Source organism: Leisingera sp. ANG-M1 (assembly GCF_000813745.1).
Classification (GTDB): domain Bacteria; phylum Pseudomonadota; class Alphaproteobacteria; order Rhodobacterales; family Rhodobacteraceae; genus Leisingera.
In genome coordinates, this window is record NZ_JWLC01000008.1 from 292,031 (window position 1) to 315,626 (window position 23,596).

The window sequence follows — 23,596 nt, forward strand, 5'->3', positions numbered from 1 at the left end:
ATAAAAAATGGCTTCGGACAGACAGAATCTTCAGGATGCCTTCCTGAATCACGTTCGCAAAACCAAGGTTCCAGTTACAATTTTTCTGATCAACGGGGTCAAACTGCAGGGTGTGATCACCTGGTTCGACAATTTCTGCGTGCTTCTGCGCCGCGACGGACAGTCGCAGCTGGTCTACAAGCATGCAATCTCGACCATCATGCCGGCCCAGCCGATCAGCCTCTATGAGGGTGAAGACGCCTCTTGATGGAGCACGACAGGAAGCGCACCCGGGCCTGGGTGCTGCATCCGGAAATCAAGTCAGACATGGGGCGCCGGGACGCAGGTCCCGCGCTGGAAGAAGCTGTGGCGCTTGCTGCGGCCTTGCCCGATCTGGATGTGATCGGCTCTAATGTCGTGCGCCTGCCCAAGGCGCACCCGGGGATGCTGTTCGGCTCCGGCAAGATCGAAGAGCTGGCGAACGTCCTGAAGGCGGAAGAGATTGAACTGGTCCTGATCGACGGGCCGGTGTCGCCGGTTCAGCAGCGAAACCTCGAGAAAGCCTGGAAGGTCAAGATTCTGGACCGGACCGGGCTTATCCTCGAGATCTTTTCGGACCGTGCGGCCACCCGCGAAGGTGTGCTGCAGGTGGAGATGGCGGCGCTCAGCTATCAGCGGACCCGTCTGGTGCGTGCCTGGACCCACTTGGAACGCCAGCGCGGCGGCCTGGGATTTGTCGGCGGACCCGGCGAAACCCAGATCGAGGCCGACCGCCGTGCCATCGACGACCATCTGGTGCGCCTGCGCCGGCAGCTCGACAAGGTGGTGAAGACCCGGACCTTGCACCGGGAATCCCGCGCCAAGGTGCCTTATCCGATTGTGGCGCTGGTGGGTTATACCAACGCAGGCAAGTCGACCCTGTTCAACCGGCTGACCGGGGCTGAGGTCATGGCCAAAGACATGCTCTTTGCCACGCTCGACCCGACCATGCGCCGGGTGCAGCTGCCAGATGGTCCTGAGGTGATCCTGTCCGACACCGTAGGTTTCATCTCGGACCTGCCGACCGAGCTGGTCGCGGCCTTCCGTGCCACATTGGAAGAGGTGCTGGCCGCGGATGTAATCCTGCATGTGCGCGACATCAGCCATGAGGAAAGCGAGCATCAGGCCGAGGACGTTGAAGCGATCCTCGCGTCGCTTGGCGTGGATGAGAACCGCGCCCGGATCGAGGTCTGGAACAAGCTGGATCAGCTGCCCGAGGAAGAGGCCGAGGCACGCCGCCAGCGTGCTGCACGCGAGGACGGTATCCACGCGATCTCGGCGCTGACCGGTGAGGGGCTGGACGCGCTTCTTGCGGATATTGCCGAGCAGTTGCAGGGCGTGCGGCATGAGGAGGTTCTGAGCCTCTCCTTTGCCGAAGGCAAGCAGCGGGCCTGGCTGTTTCAGCAGGATCTTATCCAGTCGGAAGAGCAGACAGAGACCGGCTTTGATATCACCGTGCTGTGGACGGACCGGCAAAAAGCCAAGTTTCAGAAGCTGTAAAGCAGCTGCAACCAAAAAGAAAAACGGGCGCTGATGCGCCCGTTTTTTATTGCCTGGGGGTGATCCTAGTGACGCCGACGGCCGCGGCCCGCGCCAGTTCTTCGTCCAGCGACATCGGGATGTATTCGCCGCGCCGCCAGAGCTGGGCCATGTCGTCGTAGTACCGCGACAGCGGGTGGCCGGACTGGCCGGTGGCGGTGATGAAGACCGAGCTGTCCGGGTCGGCAAAGTCATACACCCCGCGGTAGCCTGCCGCATGCACATTCTGGAACGGATCGGGATCCTTGCCGGAGCTTTTGCCGCGCTGCAGGGTGTTGCTGCTGCCGCTGGTGGATTGGCGGATGTTCACGAAGTACCGCAGCACCGGCACCTTGCCCAGTACCGGGTGATCCTGGACAGCCTGATGCGCATCGCCCCAGCGCAGCGACTCCAGTGCGTCGCCATATCGCTCCTCAATCCAGACCAGCGCGTCGTCCAGTGCCAGCCGGGCCATGTCGGTGCAGCTTTCCTCCGGCGCGCTTTGCCTCACGTCGCACCAGGCGGCGGCGCCATCGACGTTGCGGTAGACCCGCTCGATGAACAGCGGCTCAACATGGCGGATGCTTTTGGCGACCGGGCCAAGCTCGTCAGTGATCAGCCGCGTTTGCAGGGCACGCAGCCAGGCTGCGTAGATCAGCGGCTCCGGCAGGTGCTCGTTCATCTCGCCGTTCCATTCCGACAGAAGCGTGAGCGCAATCTGGCGCTGGCGCTCGCGGCTGCCGGCAGGCGCCGCCTCGCCAGTGAACCACAGGTTGGCGCCGATCAGCGGCAGCAGGGTGCGGGCGGTATAGGAAACGGTGTCCAGCTGCGCCTCGATAAAGCTGTCTCGGGTGTGCACCTCGCGGTTCTGCATCAGCTTTTCCCAGCGGTGGATGCGCTGGGTGTCGCCCCAGTCGAAGGAAACATGGTTGGGGAAAGGCCGGTCGAGGATCTTGTTGTTGGTGTTGCCTAGGATGCCGCCGGCGGGGGCAAGGAACTCCGGGTTCTGCGCATAGGGCAGGCGGCCCTGCCAGCGGTTTTCCTGGCGCCAGCCCTGGCTGGGCAGGCGGCCCTTGCTTTGATGGGCCGAGTCGCGCGCAGGGAAGGCGCCGACGGTCTTAAGCGCAATGGAGTCCTGATCTGCCAGCGTCAGGTTTTGCGACGGGGCGATAAAGCCTTCACCCGCCTTGATGGCTTCTGAAACGCTGGTGCTGCGCATCAGGTTGATAGCCGCAGTCATGGACGTGTCCTGGGGGCTGAGCACAGTCCAGCCGATTGACACCACATGGCCGGGCGGAGTGATGTCGGCGAGGTTGAACATCGAACCGGGCAGAACCGGGCCGTTATCTGTCCAGCGCAGGGTCAAAGTGACCGGGGCTTCACCCGCGATTTCGAGGATTGAGGGGGTGGAGATGAATTTCTTGTAGCCGTTAGTGCTCAGGTATTCTTCGGGGTTATCCGGATTCAGCTGTTCGATGAACAGGTCCTGGTCATCCAGATAGGATGAGGTCACGCCCCAGCCGAGTTTGTCGGAACGGCCGGTGATCACTGCCGGGATGCCGGGAATGGTGCCGCCGATCACCCCCCCGGAGCCAAGCTCCAGCCGGGCCAGGTACCAGACGCCGGGGGCCGACAGGCCCAGGTGCGGGTCATTGGCCAAGAGCGTGCCGCCAGCGGCGGAACGGCTGGGGGCGGCAGCCCAGGCGTTGGAAGCGCCGGCCAGCCCGCGCGGGGCTACCGGGAAAAGCAGGCTGTCTTCTTCAGTAGTATCTTCCGAGGCGAATTGCCGGACGCCGGGCACCAGTACGGCGTACTCAGGCAGGGCGGTCAGCCCTTTGCCCGGCGCATCCGGCATGATGTCCTGCAGGCGGGTTGGGTCATCCAGGGCCAAAGAGGTGCGGGCGCGCAGGATTTCCTCTTTCATATGGCCGGACAGCTGCAGCGCCATCAGCTTCATGATCGCGATGCTGTCGGCGGGCTGCCAAGGGGAAACAGGCATGTTGAACAGAAACATTTCCGGTGCGCCGCGGCCAAGGGCATTTTCGTTCACCTCAAGGATCCGGGCATTGACGCCCGCGGCATAGGCTTCAAGAGCCGCACTCGCTTCGGGGGATTGCACGGCTACTGATTGCTGCGCCAGCCCGTAGATATTGAGGCGGCGGAGATAAGTATCGGTCTCGACCGTGCGGCTGCCGAAGATCTCGGACAGGCGGCCCTTTGCGGTCCGCCGCATCACGGCCATTTGCCACAGCCGGTCCTGGGCATGGGCATAGCCGAGGCCGAAATAAACATCCTCGTCGCTGGCGCCGTAACTGCCGAAGATATGCGGCACGTTGGAATTGTCGCGGACAATTTCCACCGGAGAAGAAGGACCGGGCAGGGCGATCTCCTTGTCATACCCGGGCAGCGATTGCGAGGCGAGGTAATAGACCAGCAGCGCGGCCAGAACGCTCAGCAGAATCAGTCCTGCAGCGATACGCAGGAGCCAGCGGAAGAGGTGTCCCATTAGCGGCAGTTTCCCCTTTGGTTTTTGTCATTTCCGCGTCTGGGCAGATTGCGTCCGGCGGCGGCGGTGGTAGGGTCGGCGCCAACATATGCGAAGAGAGATCAAGGGAAAAGCAAATGGCAAAAATCGCGTTTTTGGGGCTGGGTGTCATGGGCTATCCGATGGCCGGCCACCTGCAGGCGGCTGGACATGAGGTCACCGTCTACAACCGCACCGAGGCCAAGGCCAAGACTTGGACCGGAGAACACGGAGGCCGCTACGCCGCTACGCCGCGGGCTGCAGCTGCGGGCGCGGAATTTGTGATGGCCTGTGTCGGCAATGATGACGATCTGCGCTCAGTCTGCCTGGGGGCGGACGGCGCGTTTGCCGGGATGGCTGAGGGGGCGGTGTTTGTCGATCACACCACAGTTTCGGAAATCGTGACCCGCGAGCTGCATGGGGTTGCGGCCGAAAAGGGTGTGTTTTTTGTCGACGCGCCGATCTCCGGTGGCCAGGCCGGGGCCGAGAACGGTGTGCTGTCGGTGATGTGCGGCGGCGATGAGGGCGCCTATGCAAGGGCTGAGCCGGTGATTGATGTGTATTCCAAGATCTGCCGCCGCATTGGCGAAAGCGGCGCTGGCCAGCTGACCAAGATGTGCAACCAGATTGCCATTGGCGGTCTGGTGCAGGCCTTGAGCGAGGCGCTGCATTTCGCTGAGAAGGCAGGTCTGGATGGGCGCGCCGTGGTTGAGGTGATCAGCCAGGGGGCTGCGGGAAGCTGGCAGATGGTGAACCGCCATGAGACCATGCTGGAGGACCATTTCGATCACGGTTTTGCGGTGGATTGGATGCGCAAGGATCTGGGCATCTGCATGGATGAGGCCAACCGCAACGGGGCGACCTTGCCGGTGACGGCGCTGATAGATCAGTATTACAAGGACGTGCAGAAAATGGGCGGCGGGCGCTGGGATACATCGTCGCTGTTCAAGCGCCTGCGCGCAATGGATGCGCTGTCTTCGGATAGCTGAAATGGAAATGGCCTTTCCATTTGGAAAGGCCATGCCTCCGACAGAGGTATTTTGAACCAGAAAGAAGCAGCATATCTGCTGCTCCTGCTCCTGCTCCTGCCCCTGACCGGGGTCAGGGGATGATGCGGGTGTATTTGGAGCCTTCCAAGGTGGCGCCGACCCGCAGGCCGGCCTGGCCGAAGACAACGGCCAGGATCGGCGAGGTCAGCGTATTGGTGTCGGCGCTCAGTGCGTTGCCTTCGTCTTTGATGACATATTCCACGTCGGCGCCTGCTGCCCAGCCTGTTGAGCGGCGGAAACCTGCCAGCGCGTCTTCGGTCATGAAGAACAGCACATGGGCATATTGCTGGGCGCCGATCTGCAGGCCTGCGTTGCCTTTGACTGTGGAGTAGTAGTCAACGGTGACGTCATTGATGCGCAGTGCGCCGCGGCCATAAGCGCCGCCGAAGACGAAACCGGCCTCGGTGACCAGCGGCATAACCAGCATGCCTGTGGCCTTGTCCGCCAAAGTGCGGGTGTTGGGGTAGCGGCTGTACATCTGGTTCAGCGTGGCGTCGACGCGGGCGTCGATCTTCGCGGCGTTGCTGTTGCCGACGCCATTGCCGCAGGCGGCGGTGACGCCCGCCCCGGCCAGTGCCGCCAGAGCGAACCCGCGGCGGGTCATTTTTGAAGAGGAAAAACTGCTCATTTCTCAGGTGCCTGTGATGAATTTCTCTTGGGCCGGTTGCTCCGGCTCTGCGCCCTTGTATACGCGGAAACCCGCTGCCTGTCATCCGCAGACAGGCAGATAGCGGCGGCTTCCCGCTGACGTGAATTCTCGTGCGCCGGGAGCTGCCGGATCAGCCGTTCAGCAGCTTGGCTGCGGCGGGGGCGAAATAGGTCAGGACGCCGTTGCAGCCTGCGCGCTTAAACGCCATCAGGCTTTCCATCATCACTTTTTCGCCGTCGATCCAGCCGTTCTGCGCCGCTGCTTGGATCATCGCGTATTCACCGGAGACCTGGTAGGCGTAGGTCGGCACGCCAAAGGCGGATTTTACCCGCTGGCAGATGTCCAGATAGGCGATGCCGGGCTTGACCATTACCATGTCGGCGCCTTCCTGCAGGTCGCGCTCGATCAGCCGCAGCGCCTCGTCGCTGTTGCCCGGGTCCATCTGGTAGGTCTGCTTGTCGCCTTTCAGTGCGCCCGAGGCTCCGACCGCATCGCGGAACGGGCCGTAATAGGCCGAGGCATATTTGGCAGAGTAGGACAGGATCGCCACATTGTGGTGGCCCGCTTTTTCCAGCGCGCTGCGCATGGCGCCGACGCGGCCGTCCATCATGTCGGAGGGGCCGATAATGTCGGCGCCCGCCTCAGCCTGGGCCAGGGTCATCTTGACCAGCGCCTCGACGGTAGCGTCGTTGACGATCTCGCCATCCACGACATAGCCGTCATGGCCGTTGATGTTGTAAGGATCCAGCGCCACGTCGGTCATCACCGCAATATCCGGTGCCGCGTTCTTGATGGCGCGGATGGCGCGGTTGGTCAGGTTCTCCGGGTTCCAGGCTTCGGCGCAGTCTTCGGTTTTGAGAGACGCATCGGTATAGGGAAACAGGCAGATCGCCGGGATGCCAAGCGCCTGGGCTTCGACTGCGGCCTCGGCGATCTTGTCGACAGTTCGGCGCACCACGCCGGGCATCGAGGAAACAGGCTCTTCCATGCCTTCACCGTCGCGGACAAAGACCGGCCAGATGAAATCTTGCGGGGTCAGCGTGTTTTCCCGCACCAGGCCGCGGATGGCTTGGCTGGAACGGGTGCGGCGGAGGCGGGCGGCAGGAAAGGGCGCAACGGTGGGCTTCATGGCGGTCTCTCGTTCAGGTTTGCCCATGGGTGGCATGGAAGCGGGCCTGGGAACAAGGGGCACATTCGCCGCGCCGGAAAACTTATGCGCAGTGCAGGCTTGCCTGCGCGCGTCTGCCGGTGGATATAGGGCCGGTTGAGAAATTTCCGGCCCGCCGACCCGCGGGCTCAAGAGGGGGCTGGCGTGGATCTGCTTCAGATTATCTATGAGATGATTGAGCTGCGGTCATTCTCCAATCTTTGGTACTGGATTTCGCTGGCAGTGCTTTGGTCGACGGCCAGCCATTGGATTCTGGGCGTGCCTTACGACATGGTGCACCGGGCACAGCGCAAAGGCGGCCAGGCAGAGCGCGATCTGGAGGATGTTGCCCGGGTCAATGTGAACCGGCTGCTCTATATCTCCGAGGTGTCGGGCCCGTGGCTGGTGGCGCTGAGCTGTTTTGCGCTATCGGCGCTGGCGACCCTTGGGTTTGTGTTTCTTCTGGAAATCGCCCAGGCGGTGTTTCTGCTGGCGTTCCCGATGGCCGTTGTCGGAGTGATCAGTTTCCTGACCGCCCGCCGGATCCATGCTGAACAGGCAACAGGGAAAGCGTTGCGGAAGCGGCTGGCATTCTGCCGCCTCTATGTCCAGTTTGTCGGGGTGATTTCGATTGTGGTCACCGCCTTCTGGGGCATGTATCAAAACCTGACGATCGGGGCGTTTTGACGGGCGGTCAGCGCATCAGGGAAGTTCCTGGAAAAGGATAACGCATGGCACAGCGTGCAATCACCATGGGCGGCGCGCCCGAAGGGTTCGACGCCCGGCTGATCCTGAAGGAAGTGCAAAAATCCGGCGCGCCGGTGCTGCATGTGGCGCGCGACGACAAGCGGATGGAGGCGATGCGGGCGGCCCTTGCCTTCTTTGCGCCTGAGATGCCGGTGTTTGTTTTCCCTGGCTGGGACTGCCTTCCTTATGACCGGGTGTCGCCGAACGCGGATATCTCGGCTGCGCGGATGGCTGCGCTGGCGGCTCTGGTGCATCAGATGCCAAAGCAGTTTGTGTTGCTGACAACATTGAATGCAGCCGCTCAGCGGGTGCCCGCGCGCGAGGTGCTGCGCGAGGCGGCCTTTACCGCCCGTGTCGATCAGCGCGTGGATGAAGATGCCCTGCGTAAGTTCCTGGTGCGCATGGGCTTTACCCAAAGCCCCACGGTGATGGAGCCGGGGGATTACGCGGTCCGCGGCGGTATCATCGATATCTTCCCGCCGGGCGAAAGCGGGCCTGTTCGGCTGGATCTGTTCGGCGATGTGCTGGACGGCGCGCGACGCTTTGACCCGGTCTCGCAGCGCACCACCGAAAAGCTGGAGGTGGTGGAGCTGGCGCCGGTCTCGGAAGTAATCCTGGATGAGGCCGCGATTACCCGCTTCCGGCAGAATTACCGGATCGAATTTGGCGCGGCTGGCACCGATGATCCTCTGTATGAGGCGGTGAGCGCGGGGCGCAAGCATCAGGGGATCGAGCACTGGCTGCCGTTCTTCCACGAGAAGCTGGAAACCCTGTTCGACTATCTGCCGCAGGCCACGGTGACGCTGGATGATCAGGTGACTCCCGCGCGGCTGGCGCGATGGGACACCATCGAAGATCAATACGAGACCCGAAAGCACGCGATGGAGCAGAAGGGGCGGATCGACACGGTCTACAAGCCGACACCGCCGGGGCTGCTCTATCTTGATGATGCGGCTTGGGAGGCGTCCACCGCTGAGCACCGCGTGGTTCAACTGCATCCGCTGCCGCAGGCCTCGGGGCCGGGCACAGTGGATGCCGGCGGGCGGATCGGGCGCAACTTCGCGCCGGAGCGTCAGCAGGAAAACATCAGCCTTTTCGGCTCCTTGGCGGCGCATATAAAGACGCGGATGCAGGAGGGACCGGTTCTGATCGCCTCCTATTCCGAAGGCGCGCGCGAGCGTCTGTCGGGGCTGATTGAGGACGAAGGACTGGCCGAGGCGATCCCCGTGATGGATGGCACACGCATCGGCAAATCCGGCTTGCATCTGGCGGTCTGGGCTCTGGAGCATGGCTTCGAAGCGCCGGACATGACGGTGATTTCCGAGCAGGACGTGCTGGGCGACCGGCTGATCAGGGCGCCGAAGAAACGCCGCAAGGCCGAGAACTTCCTGACCGAGACCCAGTCGCTCAGCCCGGGTGACCTGGTGGTGCATGTGGACCACGGCATCGGCCGCTTCAAAGGCTTGGAAGTGGTGACCGCCGCGGGCGCCGCCCATGAATGCATCCTGCTGGAATACGCTGAAGCTGCCAAGCTGTACCTGCCGGTCGAAAACATCGAACTGCTGTCCAAATACGGCCATGACGAGGGGCTTCTGGACCGCCTCGGCGGCGGCGCCTGGCAGGCCAAGAAGGCCAAGCTCAAGGAACGCATTCGCGAGATGGCGGACAAGCTGATCCGCATCGCCGCCGAGCGCGCCCTGCGCAAGGCGCCGGTGATGGATCCGCCGCCGCATGCCTGGGAGGAGTTTTCCGCCCGCTTCCCCTATCAGGAGACCGACGACCAGCTGCGCGCTATTGAAGACGTGATGGAGGACTTGCACTCCGGCTTGCCGATGGACCGGCTGGTTTGCGGCGATGTGGGCTTTGGCAAAACCGAGGTTGCGATGCGCGCGGCCTTTGTCGCCGCCATGTCCGGGCTGCAGGTGGCGGTGGTGGCGCCGACCACGCTGCTGGCGCGCCAGCATGCGGCGTCCTTTGCCGATCGGTTCCGCGGGTTTCCCTTGGTCGTCAGGCAGTTGTCGCGGTTTGTTACGTCGAAAGAAGCCAGCCAAACCCGTGATGGGCTGGCCAAGGGCACCGTCGATATTGTCGTCGGCACCCATGCGGTGCTGGCCAAGAACATCAAGTTCCAGAACCTGGGCCTTCTGATCATCGACGAGGAGCAGCATTTCGGTGTTGCGCATAAGGAGCGCCTGAAACAGCTGCGTAGCGATATTCATGTGCTGACACTGACAGCAACGCCGATCCCGCGCACGCTGCAGCTGTCGCTGACCGGCGTCCGGGACCTGTCGATCATCGGCACCCCGCCAGTCGATCGTCTGGCAATCCGCACCTATGTGAGCGAATTTGATACCGTCACCATCCGCGAAGCGCTTTTGCGCGAGCATTACCGCGGCGGTCAGAGCTTTTACGTGGTGCCGCGGATCACTGATCTGCCGGATGTCGAGGAGTTCCTGAAGGCGCAGCTGCCCGAGCTTACCTATGTGGTGGCGCATGGGCAGATGGCGGCTGGCGAACTCGACGACCGGATGAATGCTTTCTATGACGGTAAGTATGATGTGCTGCTGGCGACGACGATTGTCGAAAGCGGTCTGGACATTCCGACTGCCAACACCATGGTGGTGCACCGGGCCGATATGTTCGGCCTGTCGCAGCTTTATCAGATCCGCGGCCGGGTGGGACGTTCCAAGACCCGGGCTTATGCCTACCTCACCACCAAGCCGCGTCAGCGGCTGACGCCCGCGGCAGAGAAGCGGCTGCGGGTGCTGGGGTCGCTTGATACGCTGGGGGCCGGCTTTACTTTGGCCTCGCAAGACCTTGATATCCGGGGCGCGGGCAACCTGTTGGGTGAGGAACAATCCGGCCAGATGCGCGATGTCGGCTATGAGCTTTACCAGTCGATGCTGGAAGAGGCGATTGCCAAGATCAAGGCTGGCGAGATGGAGGGGCTCTCGGAGTCCGATGACCAATGGGCGCCGCAGATCAATCTCGGCGTGCCGGTGCTGATCCCCGAGGATTACGTTCCGGACCTGGATGTGCGCCTTGGGCTGTACCGCCGCCTGTCGTCGCTATCGACCAAGGTTGAGCTGGAAGGTTTCGCTGCCGAGCTGATCGACCGCTTCGGCAAGCTTCCGAAAGAGGTCAACACACTAATGCTGGTGGTTCGGATCAAGGCGATGTGCAAGCGCGCAGGCATTGCCAAGATGGATGGCGGGCCGAAGGGCGCGACGATCCAGTTCCACAACGATAAATTCGCCTCACCGCAGGGGCTGGTGGAGTTCATCCAGGGCCAGAATGGGTTGGCCAAGGTGAAAGACAACAAAATCGTTGTGCGCCGGGACTGGAAGAAGGACAGCGACAAGATCAAGGGCGCCTTTGCCATCGCTCGCGACCTGGCGGAGAAGGTCGTCGCCGAAAAGAAGAAAGCCAAGGCCTGATCCTGGACGCCACGGAGATTCGAATTTCCTTGGCAAATTTCTTTCTGAAGAAATTTGATTAAGAACAGCTGCTGTTCGGGTTCATAGCGGCCTGGGCACAGAAGCAGGAGGCGCCTACGGCACGGTCAGCGCGGGCGAGCGCAAGATCCAGTTTCTGTTCGATGTGTTTGATTTCAACGGTTTCGCCGCGGGCCTTAAGACAGTCATGCAGGCCTTTCAGGCTCCAGATGTTGTCTGGGTGCACGGAAGCACGCGGCAGAGAGCCGTCCAGGCCCAGATCGGCGCGGTATGCGGCCTCGGCTTCCGTGATGCGGCCTTGCTCAAACAGCAGGGCACCCAGTGCGTGGCGGGTGGGTTGCATCCAGCCCCAGGGTTCATCATAGGGCAGATTGTCATCCAGCTCCGCCGACCGGCACAGATGGGCAAAGGCGGCGTCATAGTTGGCTTTTCGGTACGCGATCTCGCCGCGCAGCATTTCCGTTGCGATCTCCAGCAGGTCCACCACACGGTTGTTGTGCATCAGGCGGCTGTCCGGAACCCGGGCTTTGGCTGCCAGGAACAGCTGTTCCTCAGTTTCCGCCTCCGCCACTTGGCCGGTTGCGGCAAAGGCGATGGCGCGCGCGTAATGGGTGTTGGCGGTGAGCGTTCGGAACAGATCCGGATCCGCGGGCAGCTCAAGCGCCATGGCTTCCTCCCAGCGGCCGAAGCGCACCAGGATATGCGGATGCATTGCCATGTAGCTTTCAAAATAGTCGGCCATCGGCGGGCTTTCGATGCGCAGCATATCCTCCGGGGTGGTATCCAGAATGCCCTGATTGGCGCGCAAGGCCGGTTCGATCTGGCCCAGGAACATCGCGCCAAAGATGACGAAGTGGTAATTGTGCTGGCGGTAGCCGGTGTAGATGTTGAAGGCACCCTCGCGCCGGTAATACTTCAGGTCAGCCTCGATTGCCTTCTGGTTCCAATGCACCACGCTGTGGTAATCGCCGCAGAGCACGTCGATATGGGTGGGCATATGCACCAGATGACCCGCGTCCGACACCAATGTGCGCAGGACATCCGCTGCCTTCAGGGCTTTTTCCGGCGTGGGCGACATCTCCATCAAATGCACGTAGAGGTGCAGCAGGCCGGGGTGCTGCATGGCACCGCGCGCGTTCTCCATCGCCCACTCTAAGGTTTCCTGCGCCTCCAGTGTCGCAGCGCCGTCGGCCGGCCGGCCGGACTTCAGATCCCACATCTGCCAGGGCGTGAGGTTCAACAGGCTCTCTGCATAGACGGTGCGCAGGTCCAAATGGTCCGGGCAGGCGGCAAATGCGGCGCGCATGGCATCGGCAAAGGCATAGTCCCAGGCATGCATGTCCTCCACCGCTTCGCGCTGGGGGTAGCGGGCCTGAAGCGCCTGGATCAGCTGTTGTTCAGGGTCCGTGCAGCTGCCCGAGCAGGCCAGTGCCGTTTGGGCGGCGTCATAGGCTTCGGCCAGCGCCTTGGCGCGGCTGCGGTCATCGCGCAAGGCCCAGGGCAGATTGTAATTGGGGCCGGCTGCGTAGGCCACGCCCCAGTGGGCCATGGCGCAGTCCGGGTCGTGCTCCAGCGCTTTCTGGAAGCACTTGATGGCTTCTTCGTGGTTATAGCCGTAGGTCCAGATCAAACCGCGGTCGAACCAGAGCTGGGCCTCAGGCGAGGCGGTTGTCACCGGGCAGGAATAACTGCCGAGATCGTAATCGTATGCCATGAAAAAACCTCCCCAATGTCTTGGAGAGGTTATGAGTGCAGCCAGTGCCGGGCAAGGCGGTTATTCGGCAGGCAGCCGCGCCTCAGCCTTGGCCATCTGCAGCATCAGCAGGAAGGCGATGCAGGCCATGATCAGCAGACCCGCGGCCAGCGGTACCAGCGAGCCGTCGAACAGCAGCCCCACAGGCGCGGCAATGGCGGCGGCCAGCACGGTAGAGATCGCGCCGATCACTGAGGCCGCCATGCCGGCGATATGGCCCATCGGCTCCATTGCCATGGCGTTCAGGTTGCCGACTGTGGTGCCAACCATGAAAAAAACGCTGGCTTGCCAGCCAACAAAGAGGCCGAACATCCACGGATCCGGCAGGCTGCCGCCGCTGACCAGCAGCATGCCGCCAGTGATCACGATCTGCGCAGCAAGTGACACAGTGACGATGCGGCGCATGCCGATGCGGACCACGATGGCGGCGTTCAGCAAACTGGCGGTGCCGGAGATCAGAGCGACAAGCCCGAACCAGAAGGGGAAGCTTTCTGCGCGGCCGAAGATGATGTCATAGACCGGCTGCACCATGGTCAGCATGGTGAACAGCATGCCAAGGCAAAGCGTCTGCACGAAGATCGACAAGCGGACGGTGGGATGCGCCATCATCTCTTTGACCGCAGCCATCATCAGAGGCGTGCGGAGGGGGCGGCGGTCTTCCACGGCCAGCGTTTCCGGCAGGCGGAAGCTGGTCCACAGGACAATGACCGTGGCAAACAAGGCAAACGACAGGAAAATGACGCGCCAGCTGGAGATTGCAATGATGCCGGCCCCCATCAACGGGGCAATGGCCGGGACGATCATGAAAATCATCATGGCAATCGACATCAGCCGCGCCATTTCGCGGCCCGAGTAAAGATCGCGGACTACAGCAACCCCGACTATCCGCGGGCCGGCGGCACCAATCCCCATTAGCACTCGGGAGATCAGCAGCACTTCCAGCGAGGGCGACAGCCAGGCGGTTACGGCGGACAGGACGTAAAGAACACAGCCTGCGGCGACAACGGGCTTGCGGCCGAAGGCATCCGACAGCGGGCCGGTGAAGAAAGTGCCAAGCCCCATGCCGAGAACAAAGGAGGTCAGCACAAGCTGCGCGCGGTTGATGTTGTCCGGGCTCAGCGATTGACCGATTTCCGGCAGGGCGGGCAGCATGGCGTCGATAGACAGGGCAATGGTGGCAAACATCATTGCGATCAGCGCAATGAATTCAGCCTTGGCCATGCCATGGGCCGAAGTTTGGGCCTGGGGTTGTGACATTTGGAACCTCTAGCGGCACTGCAGGCGGTCCCCCGGAAGCGGGGCCGGTCTGGGCGCCGTTTGCTTCCGCTATCACGATTTCGTCAGCCGGGCCAGCGCCCGGCTGCACAGAGATGTGTGCATTGTTGCGATGCTAAGTAATTTGCCTGCGCCTATTCTGCCTCGGCGGCCTTCAGCTGCTGCAGGATGTCTTCGATCACCTGTTTCCACAGCTCCGGCGGCTGGGCGCCTGGCACCGCGTGCTGGTTCGCAACGATGAAAGTCGGCACCGAGCTCACGCCCATCTTGCGGGAGTGGGCGTCGCGGTCGCGGATGGTCTCCACATCGCTGTCGCCCTCCAGCAAACGGGCTGTAGCGTCAGCGTCAAGACCTGCATCCTTGGCAATCTCTGTCAGAACCGCATGGTCCCCGATGTCTTTGGCATCGACAAAATAGGCCTGGAACAGAGCATCCACCACTTCGGTCTGCTTGCCTTCGATGCCAGCCCAATGGATCAGCCGGTGCGCATCCAGGGTGTTGGGAGTGCGCTTCATGGCCTCGAAGTTGATTGTGAGGCCTGCTTTTTCAGCGTGTTCGACCACTGGGGCATAGGCCTTCACCGCGCCTTCCTTGCCGCCGAACTTACGCTCCAGATACTCGCGCCGGTCCATGCCTTCGCGCGGCATGTCCGGGTTCAGCTGGAACGGATGCCACTCGATAACAAAGGGATGATCCGGAACTTCGGCCAGCGCCTTGTCCAGATGGGTCTTGCCGATGTAGCACCAAGGGCAGATCGGGTCCGACAGGATGTCGAGCTTGACGGTGGTCATTGGTGTCATCCTTTGAACAGGGCGGGCAGGGCACGGCGCAAGAGTTTGCCATTGCCGCCCATGGGCAGGGCGTCGAGATGGACATAGGCGCGCGGCTGCTTGTAGCGGGCCAGGCGTTCGGATGCAAAGGCCTCAAGTTCTGCCGCGTTCAACTCTTCGGGACCGGTGTAGAAGGCAGCGATGATATAGGTGTCTGCCTTCACTTCAACGGCTGCTGCGCCGGCTTGGGTGATGCCGGGATGGGCGGAAAGCGCGGTTTCGACCTCGATCGGCGATACCCGGTAGCCGCCAGCGTTCATCATGTCATCGCTGCGGCCCAGATAGCGGATCTGCCCGTCTTGCGTCATTGCCCCCTGATCGCCGGTCAGGAACCAGTCTCCCTGGTAGCGGGCAGCGGTTTCTTCTGGTGCGTTCAGGTAGCCCAGCATCAGCCCGGGATCGGCCTGGTGAACGGCAATAGTGCCCTCATGGCCCATTGGAACAGGTCCGTTTGGGCCCAGGATGGCAACCTTGCGGCCTGTCTGGGGCTGTCCCAATGCACCGTCCTGCGCCGGGTTCGCCGGGGCAGAGGAGATGAAAGTTGAGCATTCCGACATGCCGAAGGCCTCGTATAATCCGCAGGACGTGGCGGCCTCCCAGGCCCGATGCAAATGGGAAGAGAGCTTTTCACCTGCGCAAAGCCCGTGCCGCAGATCCGGCAGATCCAGCGGGGTGCTGCGCAGGAACTTGCGGTAGACGCCGGGGGCTGCCGCAAAGATTGTTGCGCGATGCCGGCGCAGCAGGTCCGGCAGGTCTTCCGGCGGCGTGCCAGGCACAGGGATCAGCGCCGTGGCGCCCGCCGCCCAAGGATCCATCAGCCCGGTCCCGAGCGTGTAGGTCCAATTGAAAGCACCCGCGTGCAGCAGCCGGTCATCCGCAGTCAGACCGTACCAGCCATCGACCATCATCTGCCGCGCCCAGACCGCCCGGTGCGCATGCGCCACCGCGCGCGGATTTCCGCTTGTCCCGGATGTATAGACCACATAGGCCAGCCGTTCCGGATCTCCCATGGCGTACTCACATGGGGGTAGCCCGTGCATCTCCATTAGATCGTCAGTGGTGATCTGCAGCGGGTGACTCGCACAAGACACTTCAGGATCGCGCAGCACCGCAGCCGGGTTCAGATCAGCAATCATCCGGGCGGTTTCCAGCTCTGTCAGCTGCGCGGACGTCGGCACCGGCACCAGCCCGGCGGCAATGGCGCCGAGGTAGGCAATGGGAAACTCCACCGTGTTTCCGAGCCGCATCAGCACAATGTCCCCGGGTTTCAGCCCCGCCTGCAGCAGCCCTGTTCCGGTGCCGCGGACGGCAGCTTCGAGACGGGCATAGCTCCAATCCTCGCAGCTTTCCTTCTCTAGTACCGAAAGCGCGGTTTTGCTGCCAAGGCGCGCGGCATGGCGCAGCACATGGGCGGCAAGATTGAAGGGTGCGGGGCAGGGCGCAAAGGCCCCCTGATCAAAAATCGACTTCATGGCAAATGGCTAGCCCGCACCGTCCTGCGTTGCAAGCGGCGCGGGCGCGGCTTATAGAGGCACTATGACTGGCCGTGACCCGAAATCCCTGATCACCATCGCCCGCGCAAACGGCGGCGAAGACGACGCAGAACCTTTGGACCTGGGCGCCCGCGTGCGTGAGCTGCGCAAAGCCCGCGACTGGACGCTGGAACATGCCGCCAACCAGGCGGGACTGGCACGCTCGACCCTGTCGAAAATCGAAAACGGCCAGATGTCACCGACTTACGAGGCGTTGAAGAAGCTGGCCGAGGGCTTGCAGATCTCTGTGCCGCAGCTGTTTACCCCGCCGCAGCGGGACCAGGTGAACGGCCGGATGACAGTGACCAAGTCCGGCGACGGTTCTGCCCATGCCACCGCGACCTATGAGCACGAGCTGCTGGCCGATGGTCTGTCGCGCAAGCAGATGCTGCCTTACCGGGCAAGGGTGCGGGCGCGGTCAATGGAAGAGTTTGACGGCTGGGTGCGCCACGACGGCGAAGAATTCCTCTATGTGCTGACTGGTGTGGTCAAGCTTTACACCGAATTCTACGAACCGATTGAAATGCGCCGCGGCGACAGCGCCTATTATGACGCTGCCATGGGGCACAACGTCATCTCGGTCAGCCCCGAGGATGCGATGATCCTCTGGGTGACGTCCCTGGCCTGACCTCCCGCTCAGTGCGGGCGGCCGTCCAGCTCTCTCAAAAGGCTTTCGATGTAGAGGAAATCATCCACCTCCTCCTTGGCTTCATTCAAGGTGAGGTGGTGGGTCCGCGCCAGATAGGCGACGAATTTGTCCCGATCGTCCAATAGCGACGGTGCGTTGCTGGCTTTCAGATGCGGAAAGCGCTGTTTGATGCGGGGCATCCTGTCAATCCAGCTGGCAGCTGCTGCTTGTACAGGCATTGGGGGGCACTCCCTGACAAACGGTTTTTGGTTTTTGGCCCCCCATGGTAACACTTTTTCGGCCCATTTGCAGCATTGGCTGCGGGCGGCGGCTTCAGGCCTGCCGCGCCGGGCCGGTTTCCGCCGGGCTGGATGGTACCGCAAACAGGCGGGTGAGCACGACATGGCCGATGCCGACCGCAACCAGCTGCATCACGATGAACATCGGGATATGGCCAGGGTAGATGCCGGCGAAGGTGTCGGAGAAGCCGCGTGCAATGGTGACTGCCGGATTGGCGAAGCTGGTGGAGGAGGTGTACCAGTAGGCACCGGTGATATAGAGGCCGACCAGCGCGGGCACTGCCTCGGGACGCGAGCGCAGGCCGCCGAAGATCACAAAAAGCAGGCCGAATGTGGCCAGGATTTCCGAAAACCACTGTGCGGTGCCGGTGCGGTGCATCGTGGCCGAGCTTTGCAGAATTGCAAGATCGAACATCATATGGCTGGCCCAGACTCCCAGGATGCCGCCGCCGATTTGCACCAGGATGTAGGGCGCAACCGCACTCCAGGGATGGTCGCCGCGCAGGGCAAAGGCAATCGTGACTGCAGGGTTGAAATGGGCGCCTGAAATGGGTCCCAGCGTGGTGATGATGGCGTAGAGCATGCAACCGGTTGCGATGGCATTGGCCAGAAGCGCCAGTGCGACGTTCCCGTCTGCCAGGTTTTCGGCCATGATGCCGGAGCCGACGACACCCACCAGCAGCATGGCGGTGCCCAGGCCTTCGGCCAGGAGTTTCCGGGTGTTCATACGATTTCTCCAATCCGCTTGAGCTGCTGGGTCAGCTCGGCCGGATCCATGGTTTCAAACGGCAGATTCAGCAGCGCCTTGGCGCGCTTCTCGAGCGTGATGTAGGCGGTGCGGAAGGCCTGGTCCCAATCCGGCTGATCTGCTGCGGCCGGGTCATCCACGCCCCAATGGGTTCGGACCGGCGCGCCAGGCCAGACCGGGCAGGTCTCACCGGCGGCGGAGGCGCAGACAGTGATTACGATATCCATTTCCGGAGCATCCGCCGCGGCAAACTCATCCCAGCTTTTGGAGCGCGCGCCATTGGTGTCATGACCCAGCTCGCCCAGCAGCACCAGAGACTGCGGATGCACCTTGCCGGTGGGGTTGGAGCCGGCGGAATAGGCGCGGGTGCGGGTGGCGCCAAGGGTGTTGAAGATCGACTCCAGCAGGATGGAGCGCGCGGAGTTGCCCGTGCAAAGGACGAGAATATTCATAAGTTTTGACCGTTCTTAGGGTTAGTCAGGAGAGTTCACACGGCCGATATCGTCCATCTGATGCTGGAGCGACATGCGGTCGAGGGTTTCGAAGGGGAGCGCGGCAAAGGCTTTGATCCGGTTGTGCAGCACGCCATAGGCCTGCTGGAAGGCCAGGCGGCGCTCGGCGTCGGTGCCTTCGGCCTTGACCGGGTCGGCGAGGCCCCAGTGGGCGCTCATCGGCTGACCGGGCCAGGCCGGGCATTCCTCGTTGGCGGCATGGTCGCAGACAGTGAAGATGAAATCCATTTGCGGCGCATCTTCTGCAGTGAACTGGTCCAGGTTCTTGGAGTGCAGTTCGCCAGTGTCATAGCCCTTGGCCTGCAGCAAGGCAGTTACCTCGGGGCGCGGGCCTGGGGATGGCTGAGTGCCTGCGGAATAGGCGCGGAATTTGCCATCTCCTTCGATGTTCAGGATCGCTTCGGCCAGCAATGATCTGGCGGAGTTGCCGGTGCAGATGAACAGGACTTTCAGCGGCCGTTCGGCTGATGGCATGATCTTCTCTTCATTCATGACCGGGAGGCAGATATCGGGGCGGTTCTGGCAGCAACCGGACAGGAGAATGTCGAACATGCCGCGCAGGCCCGGCAGATCCGCGGTGTACATCAGCGAAGTGCCGGTCCGTTTCTGGGTGATCAGACCGGCCTGTTTCAGTACCGACAGATAGGCGGAGGCCGTATTGGCTTTGTACGCCAGTGCCGAGGCGATCTCTCCGGCGGGAACGCCGTCCGGATAGCGCCGCATCAGCAGACGGAACAGCGCGAGCCGGTTCGGATGCGCGAGGGCGCCAAGCTTATCTGTGATTTCTATTTCCATGATTCATGAAATATGGAAATAGAAGATGTGAGTCAACCGGGCTTTTAGGGTTGATCCCCGGATTCACCTCTTCAATCGGCTTGGTACCACCAGACATCCGGCATAAAGCCGGTGCGGTCTCCGTAGATCGGCAATGTCTCCGGGAACCGCATTTCCTTGATGTGGGCAATCCGGCCAGCATCGAACGACCAGAATGGGATGACATAGCGCCCGGCTGTCAGGATACGGTCCAGTGCCCGTACTGCGGCGGTGAAATCCTCTGGCGCCTGGGCGGTCAGCATCGCATCGATCATCGCCTCAGCCGCCGGGCTGTCCATGCCCATCAGATTGCGGCTGCCGGGCTGGGTGACGCCGTCGCTGCCCCAGTAGTAGCGCTGTTCGTTGCCTGGGCTCAGCGACAGCTCCCGGCGATACCGGGTAAGATCGAAGCTGTAGGCGTTCTGCCGTTCGACGTATTGGGCGTTATCAACTGTTTCCGCGGACAGGGTGATCCCCAGCCGCTCCACCGCCCGGGCATAGATTTCCGAAATGGTCTTCATTTCGCTGTCGCCCTGACGGATCAGAAGGCTAAGCTCCAGCGCCTCGCCTTTTTCATTGCGCAGAACACCGTCGGAAACATCCCACCCAGCTTCCGCCAGAAGTTTCATTGCCTTGCGCAGGTTGCTGCGGTTGCGTTTGCTGCCGTCGCCCTGGGGTAGGGTGTAACCTTCCAGCGTACCGGGCAGCAGGGTGTCTTTGAATGGCTCCAGCAGCGCCAGGACCTTGCCCTCGGCAGGCCCGGGCAGCATCCCAAGCGCTGAGCCGGAGAAATACGAGGTAATGCGCGGCTGCACGCCGCCGGTCACCGTTCCGTTGATGAATTCAAAGTTGAACGCCAAAAGCAGCGCCTCGCGCACCCGCCAATCATCCAGCGGTGCGCGGCGGGTGTTCATTACCAGCCCTGTCATGCCCGAGGGGCGCTGGTGCGGGATCTCGCTTTTGACTACATCGCCGCGGGTGATGGCGGGGAAGTCATAGGTGCTGTCCCATTTGTCGGCGTTGAACTCTCGCACGGCGCTCAGCTCGCCTGCCTTGAAGGCTTCGAACAAAACAGTTTGGTCGCCGAAGAAATCTATACGCAGCTCATCAAAATTCTGGGTGCCGCGGCGGAACGGCAGGTCCTTGCCCCAATAGTCCGGATTCCTGGACAGGGCGACAAAGCGGCCGGGTTCAAAATCCGCCACCGCATATGCGCCGGTGCCGATGGGGGTGCCCTCGATGGGATCGCTGCCGAAGTCCTTGCCGTCCCACTGCGCTTTCTTGAGGATCGGGCGCAGGCCGGCAATCAGCGCCAGCTCCCGGTCTGCGGTATTGAAGGTGAGGCGCAGGCTGCGCGGGCCGGTCTGTTTGATCTCCTCCACCTTGCCCCAGAAGCCCCGGTAGCGGGGGTGGCCTTTGGTGCCCAGAGTCTCGTAAGACCAGATCACATCTTCGACGGTGACTGGGCTGCCGTCAGAGAATCGGGCCTCTGCGCGCAGGGTGAATTCGACCCAGGAGCGGTCCTCGGGGACCTCAATCGATTCGGCTAAGAGACCGTAAAGCGTGAACGGCTCATCCCAGGACCGGCCCATCAGGCTCTCATAGCCCCAGAACCTCAGCTGCCAGGGAACGGTGCCTTTCAGCGTAAACGGGTTCAGTGAATCAAAGCCGCCGGTATTGCCGAAAACCACCTTGCCGCCCTTGGGCGCATTCGGGTTGGCATAGGGTAAAGACACAAAATCAGGTGGCAGGGCAGGGTCGCCGTACATAGCTATGCCATGAGCTGATTCTGCTTGCGCGAAATTTACGCTGCAGGCCAGGGTGATTCCGGCCAAGGCCGCGCGGTGATTCAGGAAATTTTCTATTCGCAGTTTCACAACAATCCCGCTCTGCCCTTATTTTCTTGCTTCTGCACGCTACGTGCGCTCTTTCGTCTTTTCAAACTTTTAGCTTGGACGAAAGCCGGAAATTGCTTATAAAGGGATCACTGCTCGATAGGTTTCTTGCCTGTATGAAACCTGCCTCAATAACTAACGCCCGCCTCGTGCGGGCGTTTTTTTCTGGGCCGCAGATCTCCACTCCTGAATGAACCTGCCTGCGCAGCAACAGGCGGTTTGTCCGTAGTCTTACGCGTTTCTTTTGCATCTGCAGCATGGCACAGTGCGGCCAAATGCAGCCAGCTGAGGGGTAGAAAAATGTCCTTTGAAGGAAAGACCGCGGTGATCACCGGATCGAATTCCGGCATTGGCCTGGGCGTTGCGCGCGAGCTTGCGCGTGCGGGCGCCAATGTGGTGCTGAACTCGTTCACTGACCGCGACGAAGATCACGCTCTGGCGGCTGAGCTCGCCCGTGAGTTCAGCGTCAAGGCCCAGTATGTCCAGGCGGATATGTCCAAGGGCGCAGACTGCCGGGCCTTGATCGAAAATGCAGGAGCCTGCGATATCCTGATCAACAATGCGGGCATCCAGCATGTGGCGCCGATTGATGAGTTCCCGCAGGACAAGTGGGAGGCGATCATTGCGATCAACATGAACTCCAACTTCCACACTATGGCAGCGGCCTTGCCCCGGATGCGTGCCGCCGGCTGGGGGCGGATCGTCAACATTGCATCGGCGCACGGGCTGACGGCCTCGCCATACAAGGCGGCGTATGTGGCAGCCAAGCACGGGGTTGTGGGGATGACCAAGACGGTGGCGCTGGAAACCGCCGAGGAGCCGATCACCTGCAATGCGGTCTGCCCGGGCTATGTGCTGACCCCGCTGGTGGAGGCGCAGATTCCGGACACCATGGAGAAATACGGCATGGGCCGGGAAGAGGTGATCAAGAAGGTCATGCTGGAGCGCCAGCCGAGCCGGGAATTTGCCACGGTCGAGCAACTGGGCGGCACCGCGGTTTTCCTGTGCTCGGATGCAGCGGCGCAGATCACCGGCACCACGCTGAGCGTCGATGGCGGCTGGACTGCGCTGTAGCCCCATTTGCTGACGGCAGGAGGGGGCCAGCCCCCTCTTGCCCCTGCGGGGCAATTCACCCCCGGAATATTTCGGGCAAGAGGAAGAGGCGGACCAGGAAATGACTGTGAAGATCAATCTTGCCTTGCAGGGCGGCGGCGCACATGGGGCGTTTACCTGGGGTGTGCTCGACAGGCTTTTGCAGGACGAAGGCATCGAGGTGGCTGCGATCACCGGCACCTCGGCCGGGGCGCTGAACGGGGCGGCGCTCAAGTCCGGTATGGTGCAGGGCGGCCGCAGGGGCGCCAGGGAGGCCTTGGACAGCCTGTGGCAGCGGATGGGGGCGGCGGGCGACATGCGTTTTGCCCATTGGCTGACTCAGCTGGACGCCGTTGCCTGGGCGGGCGCGCTGGAAGCGATGATGCCGTTTTCTCCGCTGGAAACCATGGGTCAGGCCATCTCGCCCTATCATTACGGGCCGTTTTACAAGAACCCGCTGCGCGATGTGGTGGAGCAGTTCTGTTTCGACGATGTCTGTGCCGGTGCGGGACCGGAGCTGTTCATCTGTGCGACCTGCGTGCGCACCGGCAAGATCCGGGTGTTCGAGGGCGCGGAGATCAGCACCGATGCGGTGCTGGCCTCTGCCTGCCTGCCGGATCTGTTCCAGGCTGTGGAAATAGAGGATCCTAAGACCGGGCGCATGGAAGCCTATTGGGATGGCGGCTTCACCGGCAACCCGGCGCTGTTTCCGCTGTTCCGCGAGGCGTTGCCGGGGGATGTGGTGATCGTGAACATCAATCCGCTGGAGCGGGACGAACTCCCAAAGACACCGCAGCAGATCCGTAACCGGGTGAATGAGATCAGCTTCAACTCCTCGCTGCTGCGCGAGCTGAGGGCGATTTCCTTTGTTCAGCGGCTGCTGGAGGACGGCACGCTGGCGCCCGGGCGGATGAAGCAGGTGCGGGTGCATATGATTGCCGATGATGCGCTGATGACGCAGCTGTCTGTTGCCACCAAGCTGATCCCGGTGCCGCAGATCCTGGCGCGGCTCAAGGCGGCGGGCCGGGAGGCGGCGGAGCGCTTTCTGGCGGGGGACAGGGAGAACCTTGGCGTGCAGTCCTCGGTGGACCTGCCGGCCATGTTCGGCTGAG

The 23,596-nt window shown here is 62.1% G+C and carries 20 protein-coding genes; 8 read left to right on the top strand and 12 right to left on the bottom strand.

The genetic code is table 11. The annotated features are described in order from the left end of the window. Window positions 1-7: 7 nt before the first annotated feature. A complete protein-coding gene (gene hfq, locus RA19_RS08165; RefSeq protein WP_008204623.1) occupies window positions 8-247 on the top strand; it encodes an RNA chaperone Hfq in 240 nt (79 codons plus the stop codon). Continuing rightward, window positions 247-1,518 (top strand): GTPase HflX, encoded by a 1,272-nt coding sequence (gene hflX, locus RA19_RS08170; protein ID WP_039161398.1) that lies wholly within the window; start codon window positions 247-249, stop codon window positions 1,516-1,518. The genes hfq and hflX overlap by 1 nt, the downstream gene beginning before the upstream one ends. 46 nt (window positions 1,519-1,564) lie before the next feature. On the opposite strand, the gene RA19_RS08175 is transcribed toward hflX, so the two are convergent. After that, window positions 1,565-4,042, bottom strand: a complete 2,478-nt coding sequence (locus RA19_RS08175) for a penicillin acylase family protein (protein WP_039161400.1) — start codon at window positions 4,040-4,042, stop codon at window positions 1,565-1,567. A 116-nt stretch (window positions 4,043-4,158) separates the two neighbouring features. Here RA19_RS08175 and RA19_RS08180 point away from each other — a divergent pair, with 116 nt between their 5' ends. Beyond that, window positions 4,159-5,049 carry an NAD(P)-dependent oxidoreductase gene (locus RA19_RS08180; protein ID WP_039161402.1) on the top strand — a complete coding sequence of 297 codons (891 nt, stop codon included), beginning with the start codon at window positions 4,159-4,161 and terminating at the stop codon, window positions 5,047-5,049. Between the two features lie 112 nt (window positions 5,050-5,161). Here the strand turns inward: RA19_RS08180 and RA19_RS08185 are convergent, their stop codons facing one another. Beyond that, window positions 5,162-5,737 carry a lipid-binding SYLF domain-containing protein gene (locus RA19_RS08185; protein WP_039161404.1) on the bottom strand — a complete coding sequence of 192 codons (576 nt, stop codon included), beginning with the start codon at window positions 5,735-5,737 and terminating at the stop codon, window positions 5,162-5,164. 151 nt (window positions 5,738-5,888) lie between these two features. Further along, complete coding sequence (gene hemB, locus RA19_RS08190; RefSeq protein WP_039161406.1) at window positions 5,889-6,887, bottom strand: porphobilinogen synthase; 999 nt, start codon at window positions 6,885-6,887, stop codon at window positions 5,889-5,891. 183 nt (window positions 6,888-7,070) lie between these two features. Here hemB and RA19_RS08195 point away from each other — a divergent pair, with 183 nt between their 5' ends. Next, the gene (locus RA19_RS08195; protein WP_039161408.1) at window positions 7,071-7,592 is read left to right on the top strand and encodes a hypothetical protein; all 522 of its coding nucleotides are present in this window, start codon (window positions 7,071-7,073) and stop codon (window positions 7,590-7,592) included. 44 nt (window positions 7,593-7,636) lie between these two features. Continuing rightward, entirely contained in the window at window positions 7,637-11,089 is a 3,453-nt protein-coding gene (gene mfd, locus RA19_RS08200; RefSeq protein ID WP_039161410.1) for a transcription-repair coupling factor, read from the top strand. 58 nt (window positions 11,090-11,147) lie between these two features. Here the strand turns inward: mfd and RA19_RS08205 are convergent, their stop codons facing one another. The 4 genes from RA19_RS08205 to RA19_RS08220 form a co-directional block, all read right to left on the bottom strand. Continuing rightward, window positions 11,148-12,821 (bottom strand): tetratricopeptide repeat protein, encoded by a 1,674-nt coding sequence (locus tag RA19_RS08205; protein ID WP_039161412.1) that lies wholly within the window; start codon window positions 12,819-12,821, stop codon window positions 11,148-11,150. 60 nt (window positions 12,822-12,881) lie between these two features. Further along, complete coding sequence (locus tag RA19_RS08210; RefSeq protein ID WP_082020487.1) at window positions 12,882-14,117, bottom strand: multidrug effflux MFS transporter; 1,236 nt, start codon at window positions 14,115-14,117, stop codon at window positions 12,882-12,884. A gap of 152 nt (window positions 14,118-14,269) precedes the next feature. Continuing rightward, entirely contained in the window at window positions 14,270-14,926 is a 657-nt protein-coding gene (locus tag RA19_RS08215; protein WP_039161416.1) for a DsbA family oxidoreductase, read from the bottom strand. A 5-nt stretch (window positions 14,927-14,931) separates the two neighbouring features. Next, window positions 14,932-16,437 carry a class I adenylate-forming enzyme family protein gene (locus RA19_RS08220; protein WP_039161419.1) on the bottom strand — a complete coding sequence of 502 codons (1,506 nt, stop codon included), beginning with the start codon at window positions 16,435-16,437 and terminating at the stop codon, window positions 14,932-14,934. 64 nt (window positions 16,438-16,501) lie between these two features. Here RA19_RS08220 and RA19_RS08225 point away from each other — a divergent pair, with 64 nt between their 5' ends. Next, window positions 16,502-17,125 (top strand): helix-turn-helix domain-containing protein, encoded by a 624-nt coding sequence (locus tag RA19_RS08225; RefSeq protein ID WP_039161420.1) that lies wholly within the window; start codon window positions 16,502-16,504, stop codon window positions 17,123-17,125. Window positions 17,126-17,133: 8 nt separating this feature from the next. Here RA19_RS08225 and RA19_RS08230 read toward each other — a convergent pair whose 3' ends face one another. From RA19_RS08230 to RA19_RS08250, 5 genes are all read right to left on the bottom strand, one after another. Beyond that, window positions 17,134-17,364 carry a hypothetical protein gene (locus RA19_RS08230; protein ID WP_039161423.1) on the bottom strand — a complete coding sequence of 77 codons (231 nt, stop codon included), beginning with the start codon at window positions 17,362-17,364 and terminating at the stop codon, window positions 17,134-17,136. A 94-nt stretch (window positions 17,365-17,458) separates the two neighbouring features. Further along, window positions 17,459-18,151, bottom strand: coding sequence for an aquaporin (locus RA19_RS08235; protein ID WP_039161425.1), 693 nt, complete (start codon window positions 18,149-18,151; stop codon window positions 17,459-17,461). Beyond that, entirely contained in the window at window positions 18,148-18,624 is a 477-nt protein-coding gene (locus RA19_RS08240) for an arsenate reductase ArsC (RefSeq protein ID WP_039161427.1), read from the bottom strand. The genes RA19_RS08235 and RA19_RS08240 overlap by 4 nt, the downstream gene beginning before the upstream one ends. 21 nt (window positions 18,625-18,645) lie before the next feature. Further along, a complete protein-coding gene (locus RA19_RS08245) occupies window positions 18,646-19,479 on the bottom strand; it encodes an arsenate reductase/protein-tyrosine-phosphatase family protein (protein ID WP_039161429.1) in 834 nt (277 codons plus the stop codon). Window positions 19,480-19,550: 71 nt separating this feature from the next. Further along, window positions 19,551-21,266: an extracellular solute-binding protein gene (locus tag RA19_RS08250; protein ID WP_193748242.1), complete on the bottom strand. Its 1,716-nt coding sequence runs from the start codon at window positions 21,264-21,266 to the stop codon at window positions 19,551-19,553. A gap of 426 nt (window positions 21,267-21,692) precedes the next feature. Here RA19_RS08250 and RA19_RS08255 point away from each other — a divergent pair, with 426 nt between their 5' ends. Further along, the gene (locus tag RA19_RS08255) at window positions 21,693-22,466 is read left to right on the top strand and encodes a 3-hydroxybutyrate dehydrogenase (RefSeq protein WP_039161431.1); all 774 of its coding nucleotides are present in this window, start codon (window positions 21,693-21,695) and stop codon (window positions 22,464-22,466) included. Window positions 22,467-22,566: 100 nt separating this feature from the next. Further along, window positions 22,567-23,595: a patatin-like phospholipase family protein gene (locus tag RA19_RS08260; RefSeq protein ID WP_039161686.1), complete on the top strand. Its 1,029-nt coding sequence runs from the start codon at window positions 22,567-22,569 to the stop codon at window positions 23,593-23,595. The last annotated feature ends 1 nt before the right edge of the window (window position 23,596 follow it).

Excerpts from the sequence above, each read along its gene's own strand:
- RA19_RS08215 (WP_039161416.1), bottom strand. The coding sequence starts at position 14,926 with ATGACCACCGTCAAGCTCGACATCCTGTCGGACCCGATCTGCCCTTGG.
- RA19_RS08185 (WP_039161404.1), bottom strand. The coding sequence starts at position 5,737 with ATGAGCAGTTTTTCCTCTTCAAAAATGACCCGCCGCGGGTTCGCTCTG.
- RA19_RS08225 (WP_039161420.1), top strand. The coding sequence starts at position 16,502 with ATGACTGGCCGTGACCCGAAATCCCTGATCACCATCGCCCGCGCAAAC.
- RA19_RS08250 (WP_193748242.1), bottom strand. The coding sequence starts at position 21,266 with ATGTACGGCGACCCTGCCCTGCCACCTGATTTTGTGTCTTTACCCTAT.
- RA19_RS08205 (WP_039161412.1), bottom strand. The coding sequence starts at position 12,821 with ATGGCATACGATTACGATCTCGGCAGTTATTCCTGCCCGGTGACAACC.
- hfq (WP_008204623.1), top strand. The coding sequence starts at position 8 with ATGGCTTCGGACAGACAGAATCTTCAGGATGCCTTCCTGAATCACGTT.
- RA19_RS08210 (WP_082020487.1), bottom strand. The coding sequence starts at position 14,117 with ATGTCACAACCCCAGGCCCAAACTTCGGCCCATGGCATGGCCAAGGCT.
- RA19_RS08230 (WP_039161423.1), bottom strand. The coding sequence starts at position 17,364 with ATGCCTGTACAAGCAGCAGCTGCCAGCTGGATTGACAGGATGCCCCGC.
- RA19_RS08240 (WP_039161427.1), bottom strand. The coding sequence starts at position 18,624 with ATGAATATTCTCGTCCTTTGCACGGGCAACTCCGCGCGCTCCATCCTG.
- RA19_RS08175 (WP_039161400.1), bottom strand. The coding sequence starts at position 4,042 with ATGGGACACCTCTTCCGCTGGCTCCTGCGTATCGCTGCAGGACTGATT.
- RA19_RS08220 (WP_039161419.1), bottom strand. The coding sequence starts at position 16,437 with ATGAAGTCGATTTTTGATCAGGGGGCCTTTGCGCCCTGCCCCGCACCC.
- RA19_RS08260 (WP_039161686.1), top strand. The coding sequence starts at position 22,567 with ATGACTGTGAAGATCAATCTTGCCTTGCAGGGCGGCGGCGCACATGGG.
- RA19_RS08235 (WP_039161425.1), bottom strand. The coding sequence starts at position 18,151 with ATGAACACCCGGAAACTCCTGGCCGAAGGCCTGGGCACCGCCATGCTG.
- RA19_RS08255 (WP_039161431.1), top strand. The coding sequence starts at position 21,693 with ATGTCCTTTGAAGGAAAGACCGCGGTGATCACCGGATCGAATTCCGGC.
- hemB (WP_039161406.1), bottom strand. The coding sequence starts at position 6,887 with ATGAAGCCCACCGTTGCGCCCTTTCCTGCCGCCCGCCTCCGCCGCACC.
- mfd (WP_039161410.1), top strand. The coding sequence starts at position 7,637 with ATGGCACAGCGTGCAATCACCATGGGCGGCGCGCCCGAAGGGTTCGAC.
- hflX (WP_039161398.1), top strand. The coding sequence starts at position 247 with ATGGAGCACGACAGGAAGCGCACCCGGGCCTGGGTGCTGCATCCGGAA.
- RA19_RS08245 (WP_039161429.1), bottom strand. The coding sequence starts at position 19,479 with ATGGAAATAGAAATCACAGATAAGCTTGGCGCCCTCGCGCATCCGAAC.
- RA19_RS08180 (WP_039161402.1), top strand. The coding sequence starts at position 4,159 with ATGGCAAAAATCGCGTTTTTGGGGCTGGGTGTCATGGGCTATCCGATG.